Source organism: Geminocystis sp. CENA526 (assembly GCF_050753365.1).
Classification (GTDB): Bacteria; Cyanobacteriota; Cyanobacteriia; order Cyanobacteriales; family Cyanobacteriaceae; genus Geminocystis.
In genome coordinates, this window is sequence record NZ_JBLZFY010000009.1 from 35,163 (window position 1) to 53,518 (window position 18,356).

An 18,356-nucleotide genomic window follows, 5' to 3' on the forward strand; every position below is an offset into this window, starting at 1 on the left:
TTTAGCAGTTGAGCTACAATTTTTTAATATTTAAGATAGATTTTTGACAAAATTTTCCAATAACTTTAACCCTGAATCTGTCAAAATACTTTCAGGATGAAATTGCACTCCCTCGACTTGATACTCTTTGTGGCGAATACCCATAATAATACCGTCATCAGTCCAAGCAGTAATTTCTAACACTGGAGGGATAGTATTTTTATCAACAACTAAACTGTGGTAACGGGTGGCATTGAAGGGATTTTTTATGTCTTGAAAGACACCACTATTTTGATGATTAATGGGAGATATTTTGCCGTGCATGAGAGTGGGGGCGCTTACTATTTTGCCTCCATATACTTGCCCGATGGTTTGATGTCCTAAACATACCCCTAAAATGGGATAATCAGGTGCTAATTTTTCGACTAATTCTAAACAAATTCCTGCGGAATCTGGATTACCGGGTCCCGGTGATATTACAATGCCATCAGGATTAAGATTTATAATTTCTGTGATGGTAATTTGATCATTGCGATATACTTTAATTTCATTCGCAACGGCGTATTTATTGCCTAACTCCCCTAAGTATTGTACTAGGTTATATGTAAAGCTGTCGTAGTTATCTATAACCAGAATCAATCTGTTTTCTCCTCTGCTCAATTTAAAAGTGAGATTATTAAGTCTATCCCATGAGGTAACAAAATAAAACCAGCTACTAAAACTGATGCCATCGCAGAAATTAAAACCGCCCCCGCCGCACAATCTTTAGCGATTTTTGCTAACTCATGATAGGTTTGTTTAACGGTTAAATCAACTACTGACTCAATCGCTGTGTTTAGTAATTCTAGCACTAGAACGGTAGCACAAGTTAAGGAAATAATTGCCATTTCTACGGTGGAAACATGGAGATAGAAACCTAAACTTAAGGCTATTGATGTCATTAATACATGAATACGAAAGTTGCGCTGAGTAACAAAAGCATATTTTACTCCTTGCCACGCATATTTAAAACTAGACAGGAGATTAGTGGCTACTTTCCATGATAAATTCCGTTTTTCTTTTTTTAATAATGCCACAGGAGGCATATTATTCAGATTAGAAAGATTTGTGTGAAACGTTTGAAACTTGTCCATAATGTTAACTTTTGTTAATTAGTTTTTCAATCGAGTCTTTAGTATAAATCGATCGTTACCTTTTTACACACTTGATGATGGCATTTTAGCTACTATTTCTTCCAATATTATATTTAATGTTCTGATGATTAAGTGTTCAACGTATTATTAAAACTTATTCCCCTGATATGATTATCCAAAATGAAGAAGGAAAATAAAATTTGATTTTCACTATGGCAATAATAATTGATTATGTGATCGAGATTAAGGGTTTTGAGGTTCGATCGATTTTCTAAGATCATAATAGAATAGTAGATGTTCATTCAAAAAAGGAGAAATAGCAATCCAATGAAAAGTGTCACATTAGAATTGCGAGATAAAATTAATCAAGATTTAGCTTTAGAAAAAGCAAAAACTGAAGGAATTATGGCTCTTCTACAGTAGTTATGTCTGACATTTTCTATTCCCAAAAATCAAAAAATAAAATTAACTTTTGCCATTTGCCTTTTGCCTACCTCCACCAATAATTTATCATACTCAAAGTCGAAGAGACGGAATTATTTTGTTATCAGATGAAATCATTGATGAATTAATTAAAGTGATAAAAAGAAAAAAGTTCGATCGTTATCTTTCTCTCAATATCGGAGAAATGTTGTTAAATAATTTGATAGAATCAGCAACAATTTTTATATAAATTGTCTTAAAAATAAGCATAAATAGCCTATAATTTTACATAGTTTTTTATTTATTTCCCTATTAAATCCAATTATTATGACTAATCAAACTAAAATATCTGTAATCATTCCCGACTTAGCAAATAAAGGTACAACGAGGGGTTATATTATCGCTCAAGCATTACAAAAATTAGGTTATCAAGTCAATATTTTTGGATTTTTATACGGTGAAAAAATTTATCCCGAACCGCCCTATAATTTACCAATTACCTATTTTCATGGGGTTAATTTACCTAAATTTATTACTACTGTTTTAGATTTTATTAAAGAAATTGATGGAGATATTTTATATGTGATAAAACCACAATTAAGCAGTTTTGGCATGGCATTAATTAAGGCTTGGCGAAGTAAAAAACCGATTATTTTAGATATTGATGATTGGGAAATGGCTGAATTTGGTGGTGATGATTGGCAATATCAAGGCAGTTTAATTAATGATATTTTAGCGACTAATAGTGAGTTGAAAAAACCACAATATCCCTTATATACTAAATGGTTAGAAAAAGCGATCGAAAAGGTAAATGGTATCACGGTTAGTAGTAAGTTTTTAGAATATCGCTATGGTGGTACTTATTTACCTAATGTTAAAGATACTGATTTATTTGATCCGAGTAAGTTCGATCGAGAAGCTATTAAAACGAGCTACGGACTATCTAATTATAAGATATTAATGTTCACTGGAACAGCAAAACCAGAACAAGGTTTAGAAGATATATTTACCGCTTTAGATAGTTTAAATCAAAATGACTTGAAGTTGTTTTTAGTGGGCGGTAATACCAGTCAAACCGATTATGTGAATAGTTTAATCGAAAAATGGGGAAGATGGATTGCACAAGTGCCTCCTCAATCCTTTGACGCAATGCCTCAAGTTATCGCAATGGCAGATATTATCATGGTGACAGCAACGGATAACATCATCAACGTGGCTAAATTTCCCTTAGAATTAATTGAAGCCATGGCAATGGCAAAACCGATTATTGCCACAAAAGTAGGAGAAATTCCTAATATTTTACAGGATACTGGATATTTAGTTGAAGCTCGATCGTCTAGTGATATTGCCCAAAAAATTCAAGAGATTTTCGCTGATTATAGTCAAGCACAAAGTAAAGGAAATTTGGCAAGAGAAAGATGTGTAAATCATTACAGTATGGATAACATGACGAAAACTTTACAACAGGTTATCAGTTTAACTGGAAATTAAGAATTATAGAGTTGAGCTTTTGACGATAATCGAAAATTTAGAGATTGCTTCAGATTGCTTTGTACCTCGCAACGCTACGCGCCTCGCAATGACAGAATAAAGTTATCTGTCGTATCAATATTTATTGCGAGGCAGTTAATTATCTAAGAAGCTAAAAACTGTTGATGAGGGCAAGTAGCAAGATAAACGTCATCGGTTAAGGCTTCTCCGTAAACACCGATTTGCATACCTCTGAGTTTTTTTAACTTATTAATAGAAGAAGGGCAGTCACAACCGTAAAGTTTAATCGCTGCATCGCTTTCTTCATCGGTAAAATTAAGCATATAGTATCCATCTTCGTTTTTTTCTAAACCTGAATACTCTGTTATATCTCCATTTGGGCTAACAATAGTAATATCAATAGGCTTTACTTCTGAGGCTTGGACTTTTTGAGGTTGCCAAAAATTAAATAAAAAAGAGGTTAATATAATGGGGGTTGACAATAAACACAGTTTTAAAATTTGATTACTTTTCATGATTCTACTTTTGTTCTATTTCAAATTTTTATGATAGCTGAGTTCAATTTCAAAACGTGACGTTCCATACAATTGCTCACATACATTGTAAGTGTAGGCTTCAAGCGGAAATTGTCAAACAGTGAACTTCCATCGTGGTACTCGTTCTTTCCCACTACGGCTTTTTTTAGTGAGGTACACGTCCAGTCTCACTTTCTAGTCATTATACCACGTCACTGACAATTCATCCCACACTTGTTTAATTTTTTTTCTCGAAAACAAAGTGTGGAACTTCTCGCCGATTAAGTTAAGAATGTAGAAATTTCACTACCTCGTCAATCACGGTAATTTTATATAATAATAAGAAAATTTTACAAAAGAGGTCAAAATGGGATTTTTTGATTCAGAAGTAGTGCAACAAGAAGCCAAACAGTTGTTTGAAGATTATCAGTCACTAACTCAATTAGGTAGTGAATTTGGTAAGTTCGATCGAGAAGGCAAAAAAATCTTTATTGATAAAATGGAAGAAATGATGGAAAGGTATCGCATTTTCATGAAAAGATTTGAACTGTCAGAAGACTTTATGGCAAAAATGACGATCGAACAACTAAAAACCCAATTAAGTCAATTTGGTACAACCCCTGAACAAATGTTTCAACAAATGCACCAAACCTTAGAAAGAATGAAACAAGAAATTTAAGCCATTGACAGGGAAAAAATCATTCACCTATCAATATTTCATCCTGATAACCTTATCTACTTTTAATATAGGCAATGGCATGATGAAGAATCAAAATTTTCTCTTTATTATTGTTAGATAAACAAATACAGTTTTGATCTTGCCATAAGATAACACCTTGTAAAGTTTGACTGGTGACTAAAGCGATTTCCACAGCAGTTTTATTTTTAATCAAGTTTTGTATTTGTCGTACACTAGGAAAGCCAGTATTAAAGACGGTCATATTTATTATTTATTATAATTATTAATTCAGATTTACTATGAAGTTTACCAAATATCATGGATTGGGGAATGATTTTATTTTAATCGATAACTTGTCATCTCCCGATCCCCTGATTTCACCAGAAGAAGCCGTTAAATGGTGCGATCGACATTTTGGCATAGGTGCAGATGGAGTCATTTTTGTATTGCCAAGTCAAGACGATACCGATTATACCATGAGAATTTTCAACAGTGACGGTTCAGAACCAGAAATGTGTGGTAATGGTATTCGTTGTTTTGCCCAATTTATCACCGAATTAGAAGGAAAGGAAGTCATCGGCAAAACCTATAAAATCAACACCCTAGCAGGATTAATCTGCCCTACAATTCAAGGTAATGGACAAGTTAGAGTTGACATGGGGCAACCCCAATTAAAACCCTCAGAAATTCCCACTACCCTAGCACAAACCGAAGATAAAGTGATTAATCAATCATTGGTAGTGGACGGAACAGAATATTTTGTGAGTTGTGTTAGTATGGGCAATCCTCATTGTTTAGTCTTTGTGGATGATGTGGCTTCGATCGATTTGTCTAAAATAGGTCCTCTATTTGAACATAACCCTGTTTTCCCCCAAAAAACTAATACTGAATTTATTGAAGTAGTAAGCTCTAATTATGTAAAAATGCGAGTCTGGGAAAGAGGGGCAGGAATTACCTTAGCTTGTGGTACTGGGGCTTGTGCTACTGTAGTGGCAGGTGTGCTTAATAACAAGTTCGATCGAAATACCACCGTAGAATTACCCGGCGGTTGTTTACAAATTGAGTGGTCAGACAAAGATAATCATGTATATATGACTGGACCTGCTACCAAAGTATTTTCAGGAGAAATCTTGGATAAGTAGGGATTGCTGAAAAAGTATGAGTGATGAGGAGAGACGCTTGAGATTAGAAGACTAGGAAAAAGTGATTAGGATTACTGATTTTAAATATTGTTAATCATAAAGACTATCAAATTTTACCTTCTGAGTGACAAATCTTTTATAATGTAAAAAAATTTTTGATAATTATATGAAGATCAATAATATTTACAACTCGATCGTAACCCTAATCTTGTTATTTACCAGTTCTCCCTTAGTCTTAGCACAGAGTGTTAACCCTCGACAACCATTAAAACCCTTATCCCCTAGCAATACTAACGAAACTAATAATTTTTCTAATCTTCCGACTCGGCAAGTTAACCTTAGTCAACAATTTCCTTACACCCTTGATTCTGGAGATGTCATTGCGTTAGATATTTATAACGTACCTGATTACAGTGGAAATTATACTGTTTTGGTGGACGGTACTATTAGTTTGCCGTTGATTAATCGTATCTCTGTAGCAGGTTTAACTTTAGAAGAAATCGAATCTGTCATTTATCAACAATATGTTAATTCAGGATTATTAAGAGATCCTATTGTCAGTGTAAATTTAGTTACACCTCGCCCTATTACTGTTGCTATTGTAGGAGAAATCAGAACCCCCGGTTCTTATACTGTACCTTTTGAGGGAGGAAATGCGGCGGGAAATAAGTTTCCTAATTTGATCAGTGCTGTACAATTAGCTAACGGTATTAATGCTTCGGCTGATCCTCGTAGGGTGCAAGTTATTCGTAATTATAAAGGTCAAGAGTATATTATTCCTGTGAATTTCTGGGATTTTCTCGAAAATGGTGATTTGTCTCAAAATATTGTGTTACGGGATGGCGATCGAATTATCATTCCTAGTGCTGATGAAATTAATCCCATTGAAGTAATGAGAATAGCAATGGCAAATTTTTCTGCCAACTTGAGTATTCCTATTACCATTAGTATTGTAGGAGAAGTCAATCGTCCAGGTCCTTACACTTTAAGTGGAGATGATGTTAGAGCAGGTAATTTAACCGATACGTTAAGTTTTCAGACTAGCACTACGATTCGGAATCAAGAAGGCTTGGCAGGTATTCCCACAGCTACAAGGGCAATTAAAACCGCAGGAGGATTAACAGCAAAAGCGGATATTCGTAATATAGAAGTTAGACGAACATTACCCTCAGGAGAGGAGCAAATTGTCAAGGTAAATCTATGGGAATTATTGCAAACAGGTAGATTTAGAGAAGATGCCTTGTTACAAAATGGCGATCGAATTTTTGTTCCTACCATCGAAACCATTAGAGACAGTGAAGTTCGTCAAGTAGCAATAGCGAGTTTTTCTCCCAATAGCATTAATGTCAGCGTCACAGGAGAAGTAAAAAGATCGGGATTATTACAATTACCACCGAATGTCAGTTTACAACAAGCTCTCTTACAAGCAGGTGGATTCGATAATCGCCGTGCCAACGAAAGTACCGCCCAGTTAATCCGTCTCAACCCTGATGGTACTGTCACCCGTCGATCGATCAAAGTTGATTTTAGTTCTCCCTTAAGTGAAGAAAATAACCCACCTTTATTAAATAATGATATTATATTTGTAGAAAGATCGAACTTAGCGGTGGCTTCCGATGCTACCTTTGCAATCATTAATCCCTTTGCTCAAATATTGGGCATCATAGCTAATACAGCAGTGTTAATCGATCGATTAGGTGGTGATTAAATATCTTTATCTCTTATTATTTTTTTGTCTAACTTTTAAACTTCATGGAAGAACTATTAATTTATCTAAAAATTATTCGTAAAAGATGGTTAAGTGCATCTTTAGTTTTTGGCGTAGTATTTTTCTTTTTAGGGTACGATCGATCTTCAAAAACTGTTCCCCTTTATCGTGCTAGTGGAACAATTATTTTTGAGACAAAAACCCCTAGTATTACTGATCCTTTTGCCTTAACATCTCAAACAAAATTAAGTAATGATTTAGTCTTAATGAAGTCTGATTCTTTGACCAAAAAAGTAATGAGAGATTTAGAATTCCCCCTAGAATTAGAACCTCAAAGTTTATCCTCAAGATTAATGGTGGTAAATCCACAAAACACTGATGTAATTGAGTTATCTTTTGTTGATGAAGACCCTGAAAAAGCCGCAGAAATCATTAACGCTTGGATTAGAAATTATGTACAGTTAGATCGGGATCAAAACATTTCTCAAACGAGAGATTTAGCCAATTTTTTAGAAAGACAAATTCCTGAAAGTCAAAAAGAATTAGAAAAAACTGCTGAAAAAATTAAAGAATTTAAACAAGATAATCGCATTCTTGATATTACAGCCGAAGCCAGTTCTACCATTGGAATTATTAGTGGATTAGATAGTCAAATAGCTGAACTACAGGCTCAATTAGCTTCTCAAAAATCCCGTCGAGATGCTTTACAAAAAATCTTTCCTGTGGACTCCCAAGGGGCTATTATTTCTACCTTTGTTAACGAATCTCCTGTGGTGGGTTCTCTAATTAAACAAATTCAAGAAATAAGAACTAAAATTGAGCAAGAAAAAATCCATTTAGGAAATGAACATCCCCAATTAATTGCGTTGCAAAAACAAGAATCTGTTTTGGAAGAACAATTACAAAAATATTTGCAAAATATTGATATTCAGAGAAATCCATCTTCTGTTGATGTGGAAGACGTTTATCAACCCGGTGCAAATCAAAGTGCTTTATTAGCTGAATACGCTAATCTCGATCGAGAAATTGCTAGTTTAGAAGCGAAATTAAAATCTTTAAATCAACTAATAGACAACTATCGACAAAGAGTTGATACCCTCCCCAATTTAGAATTTGAACAAGAACAATTACAAAGAGAATTAAATGCGAGAAGTGATTTATTACAAAATTTAATTAAGAATTATCAGAATGCACAAATATCCCTAAATAGTACACAAGGTAATGTTCGATCGGCAGAGTTTGCCTCAGTACCCAAATATCCCACTACTAATCGTCGAGTCACCTATTTAATACAAGGATTTTTAGGGGGTATTTTAGCTGGTTCATTGGTAGCTTATTTATTAGAACAACTTGATCAAGGAATCAATAATATTGAGCAGATTCGAGAATATTTTACTCAACCCGTGTTAGGAAAAATACCCGATTTTTATCGCCGTAAAACCGATAAAATTACCAGTGATTTACCCGTAAAAGATAATCCTTCTTCTCCTATCAGTGAAAATTTTCGAGCTGTTTGTGCGAGTCTCAATTTTATGAGTACGGAAGAAAAACCCTTAAAAGTGATTACGATTTCCAGTAGTGTGGCAAAAGAAGGTAAATCCACCATCGCAGCTAATACAGCTATAGCCGCCGCAGGAATTGGGAAAAAAGTTCTCTTAATTGAAGCGGATTTAAGAAAACCGGGGCAGAAGAAAATTTGGAAAAATATTCCTCAAGAATTAGGGTTAAGTGACTTATTACACAAAGAAAATAACTCTCTTTTATCTGATTTGCTCATTCCCGTCATGGATAATTTAGATATTTTACTCGCTGGAAATAGTAAATCTAACCCCGTAGCTTTAATTGGTTCTCCTCAAATGCTATACATTATTGAGGAAATGAAAAAACAATATGATCTAATTATCATTGATGCCCCTCCTGTCAGTATAGCCGCCGATGCTCAAATATTAGGTCGAATGAGCGATGGAATGTTAATGGTTATACGTCAAGGAAAAGTTAATACATCCATGTTAGCAGGTACTAAAGAATCTTTAATCCAAGCGGAAGTTAATATTATTGGTTTACTGCTTAACTGCTTTACTTCCGATAGTGATAATTATTATTACTACTATAACTATTCCTATTACCACGATCGAAAAGATGAAAACAAAAATAAATTATTTTCCTAACAATTAAAGTGGTTCTTCTACTTTGACTATAATAAGAAGCAATCTGACGTCTAATAGATACCGTTAAATAAATTTAACTCAATTTTTACAAAAAATATCGTTGATTTTCTAACCATAAAAAATGGCTAGATTTATCAAATCTGAAAAATAATTCAAACTATTACCTATTACCTATTACCTAACTTAAATAGGTATAACTGCGTAAATTTTCCTCATAATTTTTGATTAAAAGTTGCGATTTTTCTAAATCAATTTGTTTCTCTAAGAGGGCATTTTCTGTAAAACATCTGATTTTTTCGGTTAAGTCTTCGGCAGAATATTCAAGATATTTTAAGACATCGGTGACGGTATCTCCTTTTACCACATATTTGATTTGATAATTGTCTTGTTTACTCTGAATATGAACCACATTTATATCTCCAAATAAGTTATGTAAATTGCCCATAATTTCCTGATAAGCACCCACTAAAAACATCCCTAAATAATAGGGTTGAAAATCAGTATTTTCTGGGTTATTAATATCTTTTTTTTCTGCTGGTTTTAAAGGGTGTAATTCTAAAGCATTTTTGACATCTAATAAGTCAATAAACTTGTCAATTTTTCCATCACTATCACAGGTTAAATCTGCTAAAACCGCTTTTACTGTTGGCTTTTCGTTTAATCTATGAATAGGTAAAATCGGGAATAATTGATCGATCGCCCAAGCATCTGGAGCGGATTGAAAAACCGATAAATTCATATAATAGGTGGCAATCATTAAATCATTTAAGTCGTTTAAATCGTCACTGACATAACTCTCATTTTTGGTAATTTGATAAATTTTATGACAACATCCCCAATATAATTGTTCTGCTTTAGCTCGATCGAACAGGGTAAGATAACCAAAGTTAAATAAACTAATAGCTTCATCTTTAAATTGCACCGCATCATGGTACATTTCTTGATAATTTGCTTCGTCTATTGTCTCATAAGTTTCCCATAAATTACGGATAATTAAATGCTCTTTTTCTTCCGTAGGTTGAGGTAATTCTAAGGGGGGATTATTACTACTTACCACATTAAAAATTAACACGGAATGATGGGAAGTAATTGCCCTTCCGCTTTCGCTAACTAAAATAGGAGAAGGAATATTATTTTCATCACAACTATCTTTTACCGCCGCCACAATATCGTTAGCATAATTCTGCATATTATAGTTTTTAGAGGCATAAAAATTAGTTTTTGAACCATCATAGTCCACAGCTAAACCACCACCAACGTCTAAATACTTCATTCCTGCGCCCATTTTGCACAATTGCACATAAATTTGACTAGCTTCTCTAATGGCATCTTTGATGACTGCAATGGAGGAAATTTGTGAACCAATATGAAAATGTAATAGCTTTAAACAGTCTAATTTATCTTCAGATTTGAGCTTATTTACTACGGTGACAATTTCGGGAATAGTTAAGCCAAATTTGGCTTTTTCTCCCGTAGAATTACCCCAATGTCCTGAGCCTTTTGTTTGCAGTTTTGCCCTCACTCCTAGTTGCGGTTTTAGGTTAAATTTTTCTGCTAATTTTAAAATAATATATAGTTCGCTAATTTGTTCAATTACAATAATTAAATTATGCCCTAATTGTTGAGCTAAAAGAGCAGTTTCTAAATATTCTTCGTCTTTATAACCATTACAAATTAATAATCTTTCTTGGTTTTTATCCACTTCTAACGTTGCCAAAGCAATCATTAATTCTGGTTTTGAGCCTACTTCTAAGCCAAAATTATACGGCTTTCCATATTCGACTAATGCCTCTACTAATTGCTTATGTTGGTTACATTTTATCGGATAAACTCCTCTATAAACATTCTCATAATTATATCGATCGATTGCTTCATTCATACAGTCATGCAACCTTTTTAATCGATCGTCTAGCATATCAGAAAAACGAATTAATAAAGGTAAATGAATATCTCTTTTTTTCAAACTTTCGACTAATTCAAATAAATCAATTTTATGCTCATCTCCTCTAGTGGAAACTGCTATATTACCTTCTTCATTGATGGAAAAATATGGTTCACCCCAACCTTGAATCTGATAAAGTTTATTACTGTCTTCGATCGTCCAAACATTAGTCATAGTTTAAGAAAAAGTTAATAAGAAATAAATCAAAAATTTTGACTATAACATCATAACACTTATTCATTCCCTGAAAGTCTATCCCTCATCAAAAGACTTTTTCAGCAGACTCTAACAATTAAATTTATAACCTACACCCCTAATCGTAGTAATATATTGAGTATCATTAGGATCAGATTGTATTTTACGGCGAATTTGACCTATATGAATATCCACAATTCTATTATCCTTTACAGTTTCGTTTTTCCAAACGTTAGCAATCAAATCATCTCTACGCCAAACTTTATTAGGATTACGAGCTAAAAAATAGAGTAAATCAAATTCTAAGGTAGTCAAGATAATTTTTTCATCCTTAAATTTAACTTCTCTCGTCTCAGGATTGATGAATAAATCATCTAATTCAATCATCTTAAAGTTTTGAGATTTGACTAATCTTCTTCGGCGCAAAATAGCCTGTACTCTAAATTCCAATTCTTGTAAATCGAAAGGCTTAGTTAAATAATCATCCGCACCAATTAAAAAACCTTTTTTCTTATCTTCTACATCTGTACGACTGGTAAGCATGAGAATAAATACATCATTGTTATTTTGCATTTCTGCACACAAATTATAACCAAGGGTATCTGGTAGATTAATGTCGAGAATCACTAAATCTGGGCGAAAATGACTAAAAATTTCTCTGGCAGTTTTACCGTCATTCGCCGATTCTATCAGATATTTTTTCTGTTTGAGAAAACGACTGATTAAATTTGCGATCGCAATATCATCATCAACAACAAGGATTTTAGGTGAAATGGATTCCATGATAAATTTAGACAGTAGTTTACATCAACAAAGCAAAATAAATGATAATTATTAATAATAAAGCTCATAGACAATAATATTTATACCCCCTTGAGGCATTAATCAAGCCAATGTAGCTTATAAATAAGCCAAGAGGAGAAAGATTGAGAGAAAAGATAGTGACTTTTGATAATTATAGTAGTTACGCCATGACAATAATAATTATTGTGTCATCGCAAAGCACTAAGGCTCATCTCAATTAACATTAATTTTTGAGACAATGACATATTGTTTTGTTACAAATGAAATTAATCCATTTTTTAGTATTCCCAATTTCTGGTTTTTTGATAACAGTCCAGATTTGCTAATTCAATATAATATTGGTTAGGTTAGTTGATATAAACTTAAAATTTTTTAATATAGTTGCAACTATTAATAATTATTTATGGGAGGAATAAGTCAAAAATGAGTGAGTTAAATCCTTATGAGCAATTAGGCGTAACTGAGAATGCTTCTTTTGAAGAAATACAGATAGCAAAACAAAATCTAAAAGAGAAATATCAAAATGATTCCGTTGTATTGGAAAATATTGAGATCGCCTATGATAGCATTATTATGCAACGATTAAGGTTAAGACAGGAAGGAAAAATTAAAGTACCCGAACAAATTAGGTTTCCTGAGAATATTAAAACTACGGATAATCAAAAATCTTTTCCTCTTTCTAATGATACTTTTAATCCACAAATCTCTCTTTGGTTTACTAATTTATTAGATCAACCTTCTTTGAAAAATATTAGTTTAAGTGGTATTGTTTTTATTATCTTAATTTTTGTCAGTATTTTTAGTGCAAATATCTCTCTTTTACCTTTATTATTAACGGTGGGAGTCGGCACAAGTTTCTTTATATTGTACCGTAAACAAAGACAATTTTGGAGATCGATCGGTATTACTTTTATTACTTTTATTTTTGCTATTTGTCTAGCTAATATTCTGTTAAATCTTTTAACAGTTGCGGGGTTAAATGTTACTTTAGATGCAGAAAAATTTGCCTCTTTATTTACTTTTTGTTTATTATGGTTAGTTAGTAATTTTATTCGTTAAATAATCGATAAAAATTAGGAATTAAGAATTAAGAATTAAAGGTGTTAATCAATAACACGTCGTGTAATTAATTACACGTCTAACGAGATCACGTTCAATAAATTGAACTATAAATTGTTAAGAAAAACTATTTACTATCCACTTTTCCCTCTTCCCTCTTCCCTCTTCCCTCTCTTCATCAAAATACTATGAGGCAACCCCTAACTATTCACTTTGGGATAAACGCTTTATTTCTTCTCCTCCCAAAATTTCTTCGGCTTGGGCTAACAATTGGGGTATTTTATCTTTATAGGGGCTATTGATTAAGCATTGAGTGAAGTCAAACTCCTTGCATTTATCGGCTTTTTGCCCTGGAAACCAATGCCCTCCATTGCCTAATAGGTTATAACGCATTTTGCCATATTCCACTAAGTCATAGGCTACTGCTAGATTTCTTAACCATAGAATAATAGGTATATTGATGTTACCGGGGGTTTGTTGATGGTTAGGTAAGCCTTTTTCCCAATTATAAAACCATTCTTCTCCTAGTACTTTTTTGGCGTGGTTTTCTAATTTCTCGATGATGGGGGGTAATAACTCTTTACTTTTAGATAGTAACGGTAAAGTTTGTAAATGCTCCTCAAAATCACTAGGTTTACTCGCACCAATACTTAAAGTATGCACTTGGGGGTGAGATAAACAAAATAAATTATTAAAAACCATAGGAGAAAGAGGTTGAGTGAGATTTTTAAAGGTAGGAGGTGATTGATACAGCATTCCGCCTTTATTCGATGGGCTAATAATGAATACTCCCATATCATGGCGATTCGCTTCTAATATTGCTTCCCAATTTTTTTGATAAATCCAATACCAATGTAAATTTACATAGTCGAATTGATTAGTTTGAATGGTTTTGATGATTAAATCCGTTGGCGCATGGGTAGAAAAGCCGATAAATCTTACTTTGCCTTCCTGTTGCAGTTTTCTTGCTTCTTCCAAACAACCTTTTTCTCTGATGCTATAGTCTAACAATTCGGGGGTGTTGATACCGTGTAAGCCTAGTAAATCTACATAGTCGAGATTGAGATAATTCAAACATTTTTCTACGGTTTCTCTAAATTCTTTACTATTGGCTGTCGGGGATACTTTTGTTTGAATGATTAATTTTTCTCTGGGAAATTTCGGCAGTATTTGCCCTAATTGTATTTCTGATGTGCCGTATCCTCTAGCTGTCTCTATATGATTTATTCCTAATTCTAGGCTTTTTTCGATCGTACTTTCCAGATTTTTTTGATTATCTTCGGGGATTTCTTTTAAAGCCAAGTCTTGCCATTTATATTGATACCGCATTCCTCCGCAGGAAAATACGGGCATTTGTAATTCTGTTTTTCCAAAACGGCGATATTCCATCTTCATAGTGAATAGTGAATAGTGAATAATGAATAATTGTTAATTGTTAATTGTTAATTCTTAATTTTCTATTAATTCTAAATAACCTTGATATAATATTTGATAGTCATAATTGTTAGCAAAATTTTTGGCGTTATTACCGATGGAAACTAATAACTCTTGATTGTTTAATAACTTTTCGATCGAATCGGGATAAAGTCTTAAATTATCCTCAATAATACCATGAATTTGATGATCGATATTATAACCTCGAAAGGCAATTTTTGTGCCGATAATAACTTTTCCAAAACTCATAGCTTCTGCTATTTTTAAAGATGAGCCTGTACCTGATAATAATGGTACAATAATCAATTTAGCTTGTTGGTAAGCTAATATCAATAAATCAGATTCTACTTTACCTAAAGAGATAAAATTATCTTGATTTTCGGGAGGGCAACAACTACCAATAACGATAAATTTACACGGAGGATTGCATTTTTTTTCTTGATACATAGAGGCAATATTTTTTATTTCTTTAACTGCCTCCAAATTTGGAAAATGTCCACTTCCTACAAATAAACAATAATATTCCTCCAACCAAGGGTAAAGATTAAGCCATTTTTCTTGATGATTTATAGTGATATTTTTTTTAGCTAAATTAGCTATATTTAAGTTAACAGGATTCAGGATAACTTGACTATTAACTCCCCATTGTTTTAAAAAATTTTGGTCTTCGATCGAAACACTAATGATATGATTTGCTTGGGTTAAACTATTAATTTCTTCTGTTAATAAAGTTTGATAAATGTCTGTATTTTCTGAGACTTGCTTACATAAAATATCATGGGCGGTAATAATTAATTTTACTTTCTTTTCTTGACAAATTTTGCTGACTATTTTACCCCAAAAAGGATATTCTAAGATAACTATATCTGCCCAATCTACTATATTTTCTATCCATGTTTGAAAGTTATCATCATTGTCAAATTGATGGTACATTTTTAAGCGCCAATCTTGAGTTAAAGTAAGGTTATTTTCTCTTACTTCGTCATCATTATTAATAGGTTTAACTAAATCTAAATTATCAACATTTTGCTCATAAAAAGTATAACGAATATTGTCAAGTAGTAAATCCTTTTCTTCTCCTGTAGTAAACAACCAAATATGACAATTTTTTTCTTGTAAATAATCAATTAATAATCCGACTCGTTGACTTGCCCCTGCTTTTCTTTCTAAAATGTCTCCCCACGGGTATAAGATAGCGATTTTTTTAGTTTTATTCTTCTCTAAATCACTTAAACTTTTTCCGTTCAAAGATACCTTTTGCGTATCTTTTATTTCCTGACTAAGTATATTATTGATTATATTATGATATTCGGTTTTATTATCCCCCCAAATAAAATTAATTATTTTACTATTCTTAATAAGATTCTGACGAGAATTTAGAGGATAAAATTTAGGTAATTGATAGGCTATTAATGATAAACTTTCATTTTTGAGTTTTTCAATTAAATATGGTTGAGTAGTAAAAATAACCTGAGTTTTTCTTAATAAATCTAATTCTTGTTTTAACTCATCTAAAGCAATTTCTTGATTATTTTCTATGGCATATTTATAAGATTCTAATTGAGATACTTGGCAAATAATAGGAATGTTATTTAATCCTAACTTACTTATTAAAATTTGACTGGTAATATTATCTAAAAAAATATGATTAAAGGTTTGATTTTGCAAATAGTTACTTAAACTATCTGGAATGACTAAACTATTAATATCTATCAACTTTCTCGTTAAACTTTGTTGATTATTATGACAATTTTGAAAATATTTTTCTTTGTCTAAGTTAGCCATAAATTGAGGAGTATTCGCAATTTTGATTAACCAAGTTTGCACAAATTTATAATTTCCTAACATTTCCTTGACTTGATTAAATTCAGAATCTCTGTCATCAAGAATTAAAGGAGATGTTAAATCATAAATAATCACAGAAATTTTACTGTGAAAACTAGATAAATATTCAATATGGCTTAACATTATTTGCCCTATGGTATCTAGTTGCAAGATTCGATCACGAAGTGGCGCTGCGCGATCGAGCTGTATAATAAATAAAAAATGTGGTTGATTAACCTGAGCAATAGAGTTGTCTTGATTATCGTCAATCTCTCCTAAATTATCACTAAAATTAACAGGAGATAAGAGACAATCCATTAAAGTATCAGGGGAATGTTTTTGACACCAATTAACACTAAATGCTTGAGCATTTTTTTGATAATCATGAATATTGTTAATAACCTGAATAATTTTTTTACTAATGTCTTGAGGATGATAATAAATAACTCCTCTAGTGTCATCAATTTGACTAGCTAACCAAGTATTTGCAGGTACAATTACAGGTTTTCCACCGGCTAAAGACTCTGTTAAAACTCCCGAAGTGCGATGACGATAACTATTATTATCATAGGGAATAACTAATAAATCAGCACTCATTAAAAGTTGATAATATTCTTCTGTTTTCATGGCATTTTTGATAATTTTTACCATATCTTCGGGATATTGTTCAAGTATTAATCTACTTTTTAAAATTCCATTTTCGCCACTGCTAATATTAAAGTTTGATTGAATCGTTATTCTGAGTTTTTTTGTTGCTAAATAATCTTTATATAAATCCTTTACTATATTCGGTAAATATAAATATCCTTTTTCAATTCTGGCATCTCCTAAATAAACTAAATGCAAAGATTGGTTTGCTTCTTTTTCTACCTTATTTTCTGCTAATTTTTCTTGTCTAAAAGGTACAGGTATTTCTATAAACCGAATAGGTGATAAACTGTTATATCGATCGATTAATTGAGGTGTATCGGTATAAAATCTGACTTTTTGAGAATAGAATTGACATTGATAAAATTGAGTTAAACAAGCCTTAATCCCAATACCTTGAGCATTTTTGACTAAACAATCATCAACATCTCGTCTCAACATAATATGATATTTAGGTATTTGAGCTAAATTTTGACTCTGTAATAAGTATAATAATTCTTCTAATTGTTCAATGCTTAAAGTATGAATAAAAATATGATCTTCTGAAGTAAGTTGTAAAGAATTTAGGGTAACTTCTAAAGACTCTCGAAAGGTTTGATGATTAACTTTAATAAATTTTGTCAGAATTTTTTGAATAATTTTATTAATGATAGTAAAAGCAAATTTAATTAAGCCCCATATAATTTTTAATATTCCCCATGCGGTGTGACTGAAAGGAATAAATTTCAGTAATTTAATATCTGCTTTTATCCATTCTCCTAATCTAAATAAACTCCCTTCTATTTTTTCTAATAAAACCCTTGTCTTCGGTTGAGTAAGTTTTAATTTAAACAGTTGATAATCAAATTTTTGCTGATATTTTTGCCAATTTTTATCGAAATTAAAATCATGTAATGTATCAATCAACGTCTTAATTTTTTGTTGAAATTTATTAAGTTTTTTTGTAGGGTTATCAAACCAATCTACTTCAAATTGAGAAATAACTCTAATATCTTCGGGATAAAAAACTGGTGAAAAATTTTTATTAGCAATAATAATCGGTTCAAAATTTAATTTTTTTGCAGATTGAGCAACGGATACACTACACTCAAAATGATGTCCTTGTAAATCTTGTAAAGAATGATCAATAATGATAAATTTTTTCACGTTAAAAGAAATAAGTAAATACTCGAAACGATAAAGAATCAGTAGAGAATAATTATAACCTAATAC

General features: G+C 32.1%; 14 protein-coding genes. 6 read left to right on the plus strand and 8 right to left on the minus strand.

The window, feature by feature from the left end:
* Positions 1-30 precede the first annotated feature (30 nt).
* Together ACN4EE_RS04560 and ACN4EE_RS04565 are read right to left on the minus strand one after the other, a co-directional pair.
* Positions 31-618, minus strand: a complete 588-nt coding sequence (locus ACN4EE_RS04560; RefSeq protein WP_431705221.1) for an anthranilate synthase component II — start codon at positions 616-618, stop codon at positions 31-33.
* Positions 619-635: 17 nt separating this feature from the next.
* A complete protein-coding gene (locus ACN4EE_RS04565; RefSeq protein ID WP_431705249.1) occupies positions 636-1,064 on the minus strand; it encodes a diacylglycerol kinase family protein in 429 nt (142 codons plus the stop codon).
* A 798-nt stretch (positions 1,065-1,862) separates the two neighbouring features.
* Here ACN4EE_RS04565 and ACN4EE_RS04570 point away from each other — a divergent pair.
* Positions 1,863-3,026: a glycosyltransferase gene (locus ACN4EE_RS04570; RefSeq protein ID WP_431705222.1), complete on the plus strand. Its 1,164-nt coding sequence runs from the start codon at positions 1,863-1,865 to the stop codon at positions 3,024-3,026.
* 143 nt (positions 3,027-3,169) lie between these two features.
* Here the strand turns inward: ACN4EE_RS04570 and ACN4EE_RS04575 are convergent, their stop codons facing one another.
* Positions 3,170-3,541 carry a hypothetical protein gene (locus ACN4EE_RS04575; RefSeq protein ID WP_431705223.1) on the minus strand — a complete coding sequence of 124 codons (372 nt, stop codon included), beginning with the start codon at positions 3,539-3,541 and terminating at the stop codon, positions 3,170-3,172.
* A 367-nt stretch (positions 3,542-3,908) separates the two neighbouring features.
* Between ACN4EE_RS04575 and ACN4EE_RS04580 the strand changes: the two genes are divergently transcribed.
* On the plus strand, positions 3,909-4,220 hold the full coding sequence (locus ACN4EE_RS04580; RefSeq protein WP_431705224.1) for a DUF1825 family protein: 312 nt from the start codon (positions 3,909-3,911) through the stop codon (positions 4,218-4,220).
* Positions 4,221-4,272: 52 nt separating this feature from the next.
* On the opposite strand, the gene ACN4EE_RS04585 is transcribed toward ACN4EE_RS04580, so the two are convergent.
* A complete protein-coding gene (locus tag ACN4EE_RS04585; protein ID WP_431705225.1) occupies positions 4,273-4,482 on the minus strand; it encodes an Hfq-related RNA-binding protein in 210 nt (69 codons plus the stop codon).
* Between the two features lie 37 nt (positions 4,483-4,519).
* Here ACN4EE_RS04585 and dapF point away from each other — a divergent pair, with 37 nt between their 5' ends.
* The 3 genes from dapF to ACN4EE_RS04600 all read left to right on the plus strand — a co-directional run bounded on the left by dapF (position 4,520) and on the right by ACN4EE_RS04600 (position 9,238).
* Positions 4,520-5,362, plus strand: coding sequence for a diaminopimelate epimerase (gene dapF, locus ACN4EE_RS04590; protein ID WP_431705226.1), 843 nt, complete (start codon positions 4,520-4,522; stop codon positions 5,360-5,362).
* Between the two features lie 166 nt (positions 5,363-5,528).
* Positions 5,529-7,070, plus strand: coding sequence for a polysaccharide biosynthesis/export family protein (locus ACN4EE_RS04595; RefSeq protein ID WP_431705227.1), 1,542 nt, complete (start codon positions 5,529-5,531; stop codon positions 7,068-7,070).
* Between the two features lie 44 nt (positions 7,071-7,114).
* Complete coding sequence (locus tag ACN4EE_RS04600) at positions 7,115-9,238, plus strand: GumC family protein (RefSeq protein ID WP_431705228.1); 2,124 nt, start codon at positions 7,115-7,117, stop codon at positions 9,236-9,238.
* A gap of 178 nt (positions 9,239-9,416) precedes the next feature.
* Here ACN4EE_RS04600 and speA read toward each other — a convergent pair whose 3' ends face one another.
* Positions 9,417-11,354 carry a biosynthetic arginine decarboxylase gene (gene speA / locus ACN4EE_RS04605; RefSeq protein WP_431705229.1) on the minus strand — a complete coding sequence of 646 codons (1,938 nt, stop codon included), beginning with the start codon at positions 11,352-11,354 and terminating at the stop codon, positions 9,417-9,419.
* A gap of 111 nt (positions 11,355-11,465) precedes the next feature.
* Positions 11,466-12,158: a response regulator transcription factor gene (locus ACN4EE_RS04610; RefSeq protein WP_431705230.1), complete on the minus strand. Its 693-nt coding sequence runs from the start codon at positions 12,156-12,158 to the stop codon at positions 11,466-11,468.
* Positions 12,159-12,602: 444 nt separating this feature from the next.
* Here ACN4EE_RS04610 and ACN4EE_RS04615 point away from each other — a divergent pair, with 444 nt between their 5' ends.
* Positions 12,603-13,238, plus strand: a complete 636-nt coding sequence (locus tag ACN4EE_RS04615) for a CPP1-like family protein (RefSeq protein WP_431705231.1) — start codon at positions 12,603-12,605, stop codon at positions 13,236-13,238.
* Between the two features lie 204 nt (positions 13,239-13,442).
* Here the strand turns inward: ACN4EE_RS04615 and ACN4EE_RS04620 are convergent, their stop codons facing one another.
* Both ACN4EE_RS04620 and ACN4EE_RS04625 read right to left on the minus strand, forming a co-directional pair.
* A complete protein-coding gene (locus ACN4EE_RS04620) occupies positions 13,443-14,627 on the minus strand; it encodes an aldo/keto reductase (RefSeq protein WP_431705250.1) in 1,185 nt (394 codons plus the stop codon).
* Between the two features lie 60 nt (positions 14,628-14,687).
* A complete protein-coding gene (locus tag ACN4EE_RS04625) occupies positions 14,688-18,290 on the minus strand; it encodes a glycosyltransferase (protein ID WP_431705232.1) in 3,603 nt (1,200 codons plus the stop codon).
* Positions 18,291-18,356: the final 66 nt, after the last annotated feature.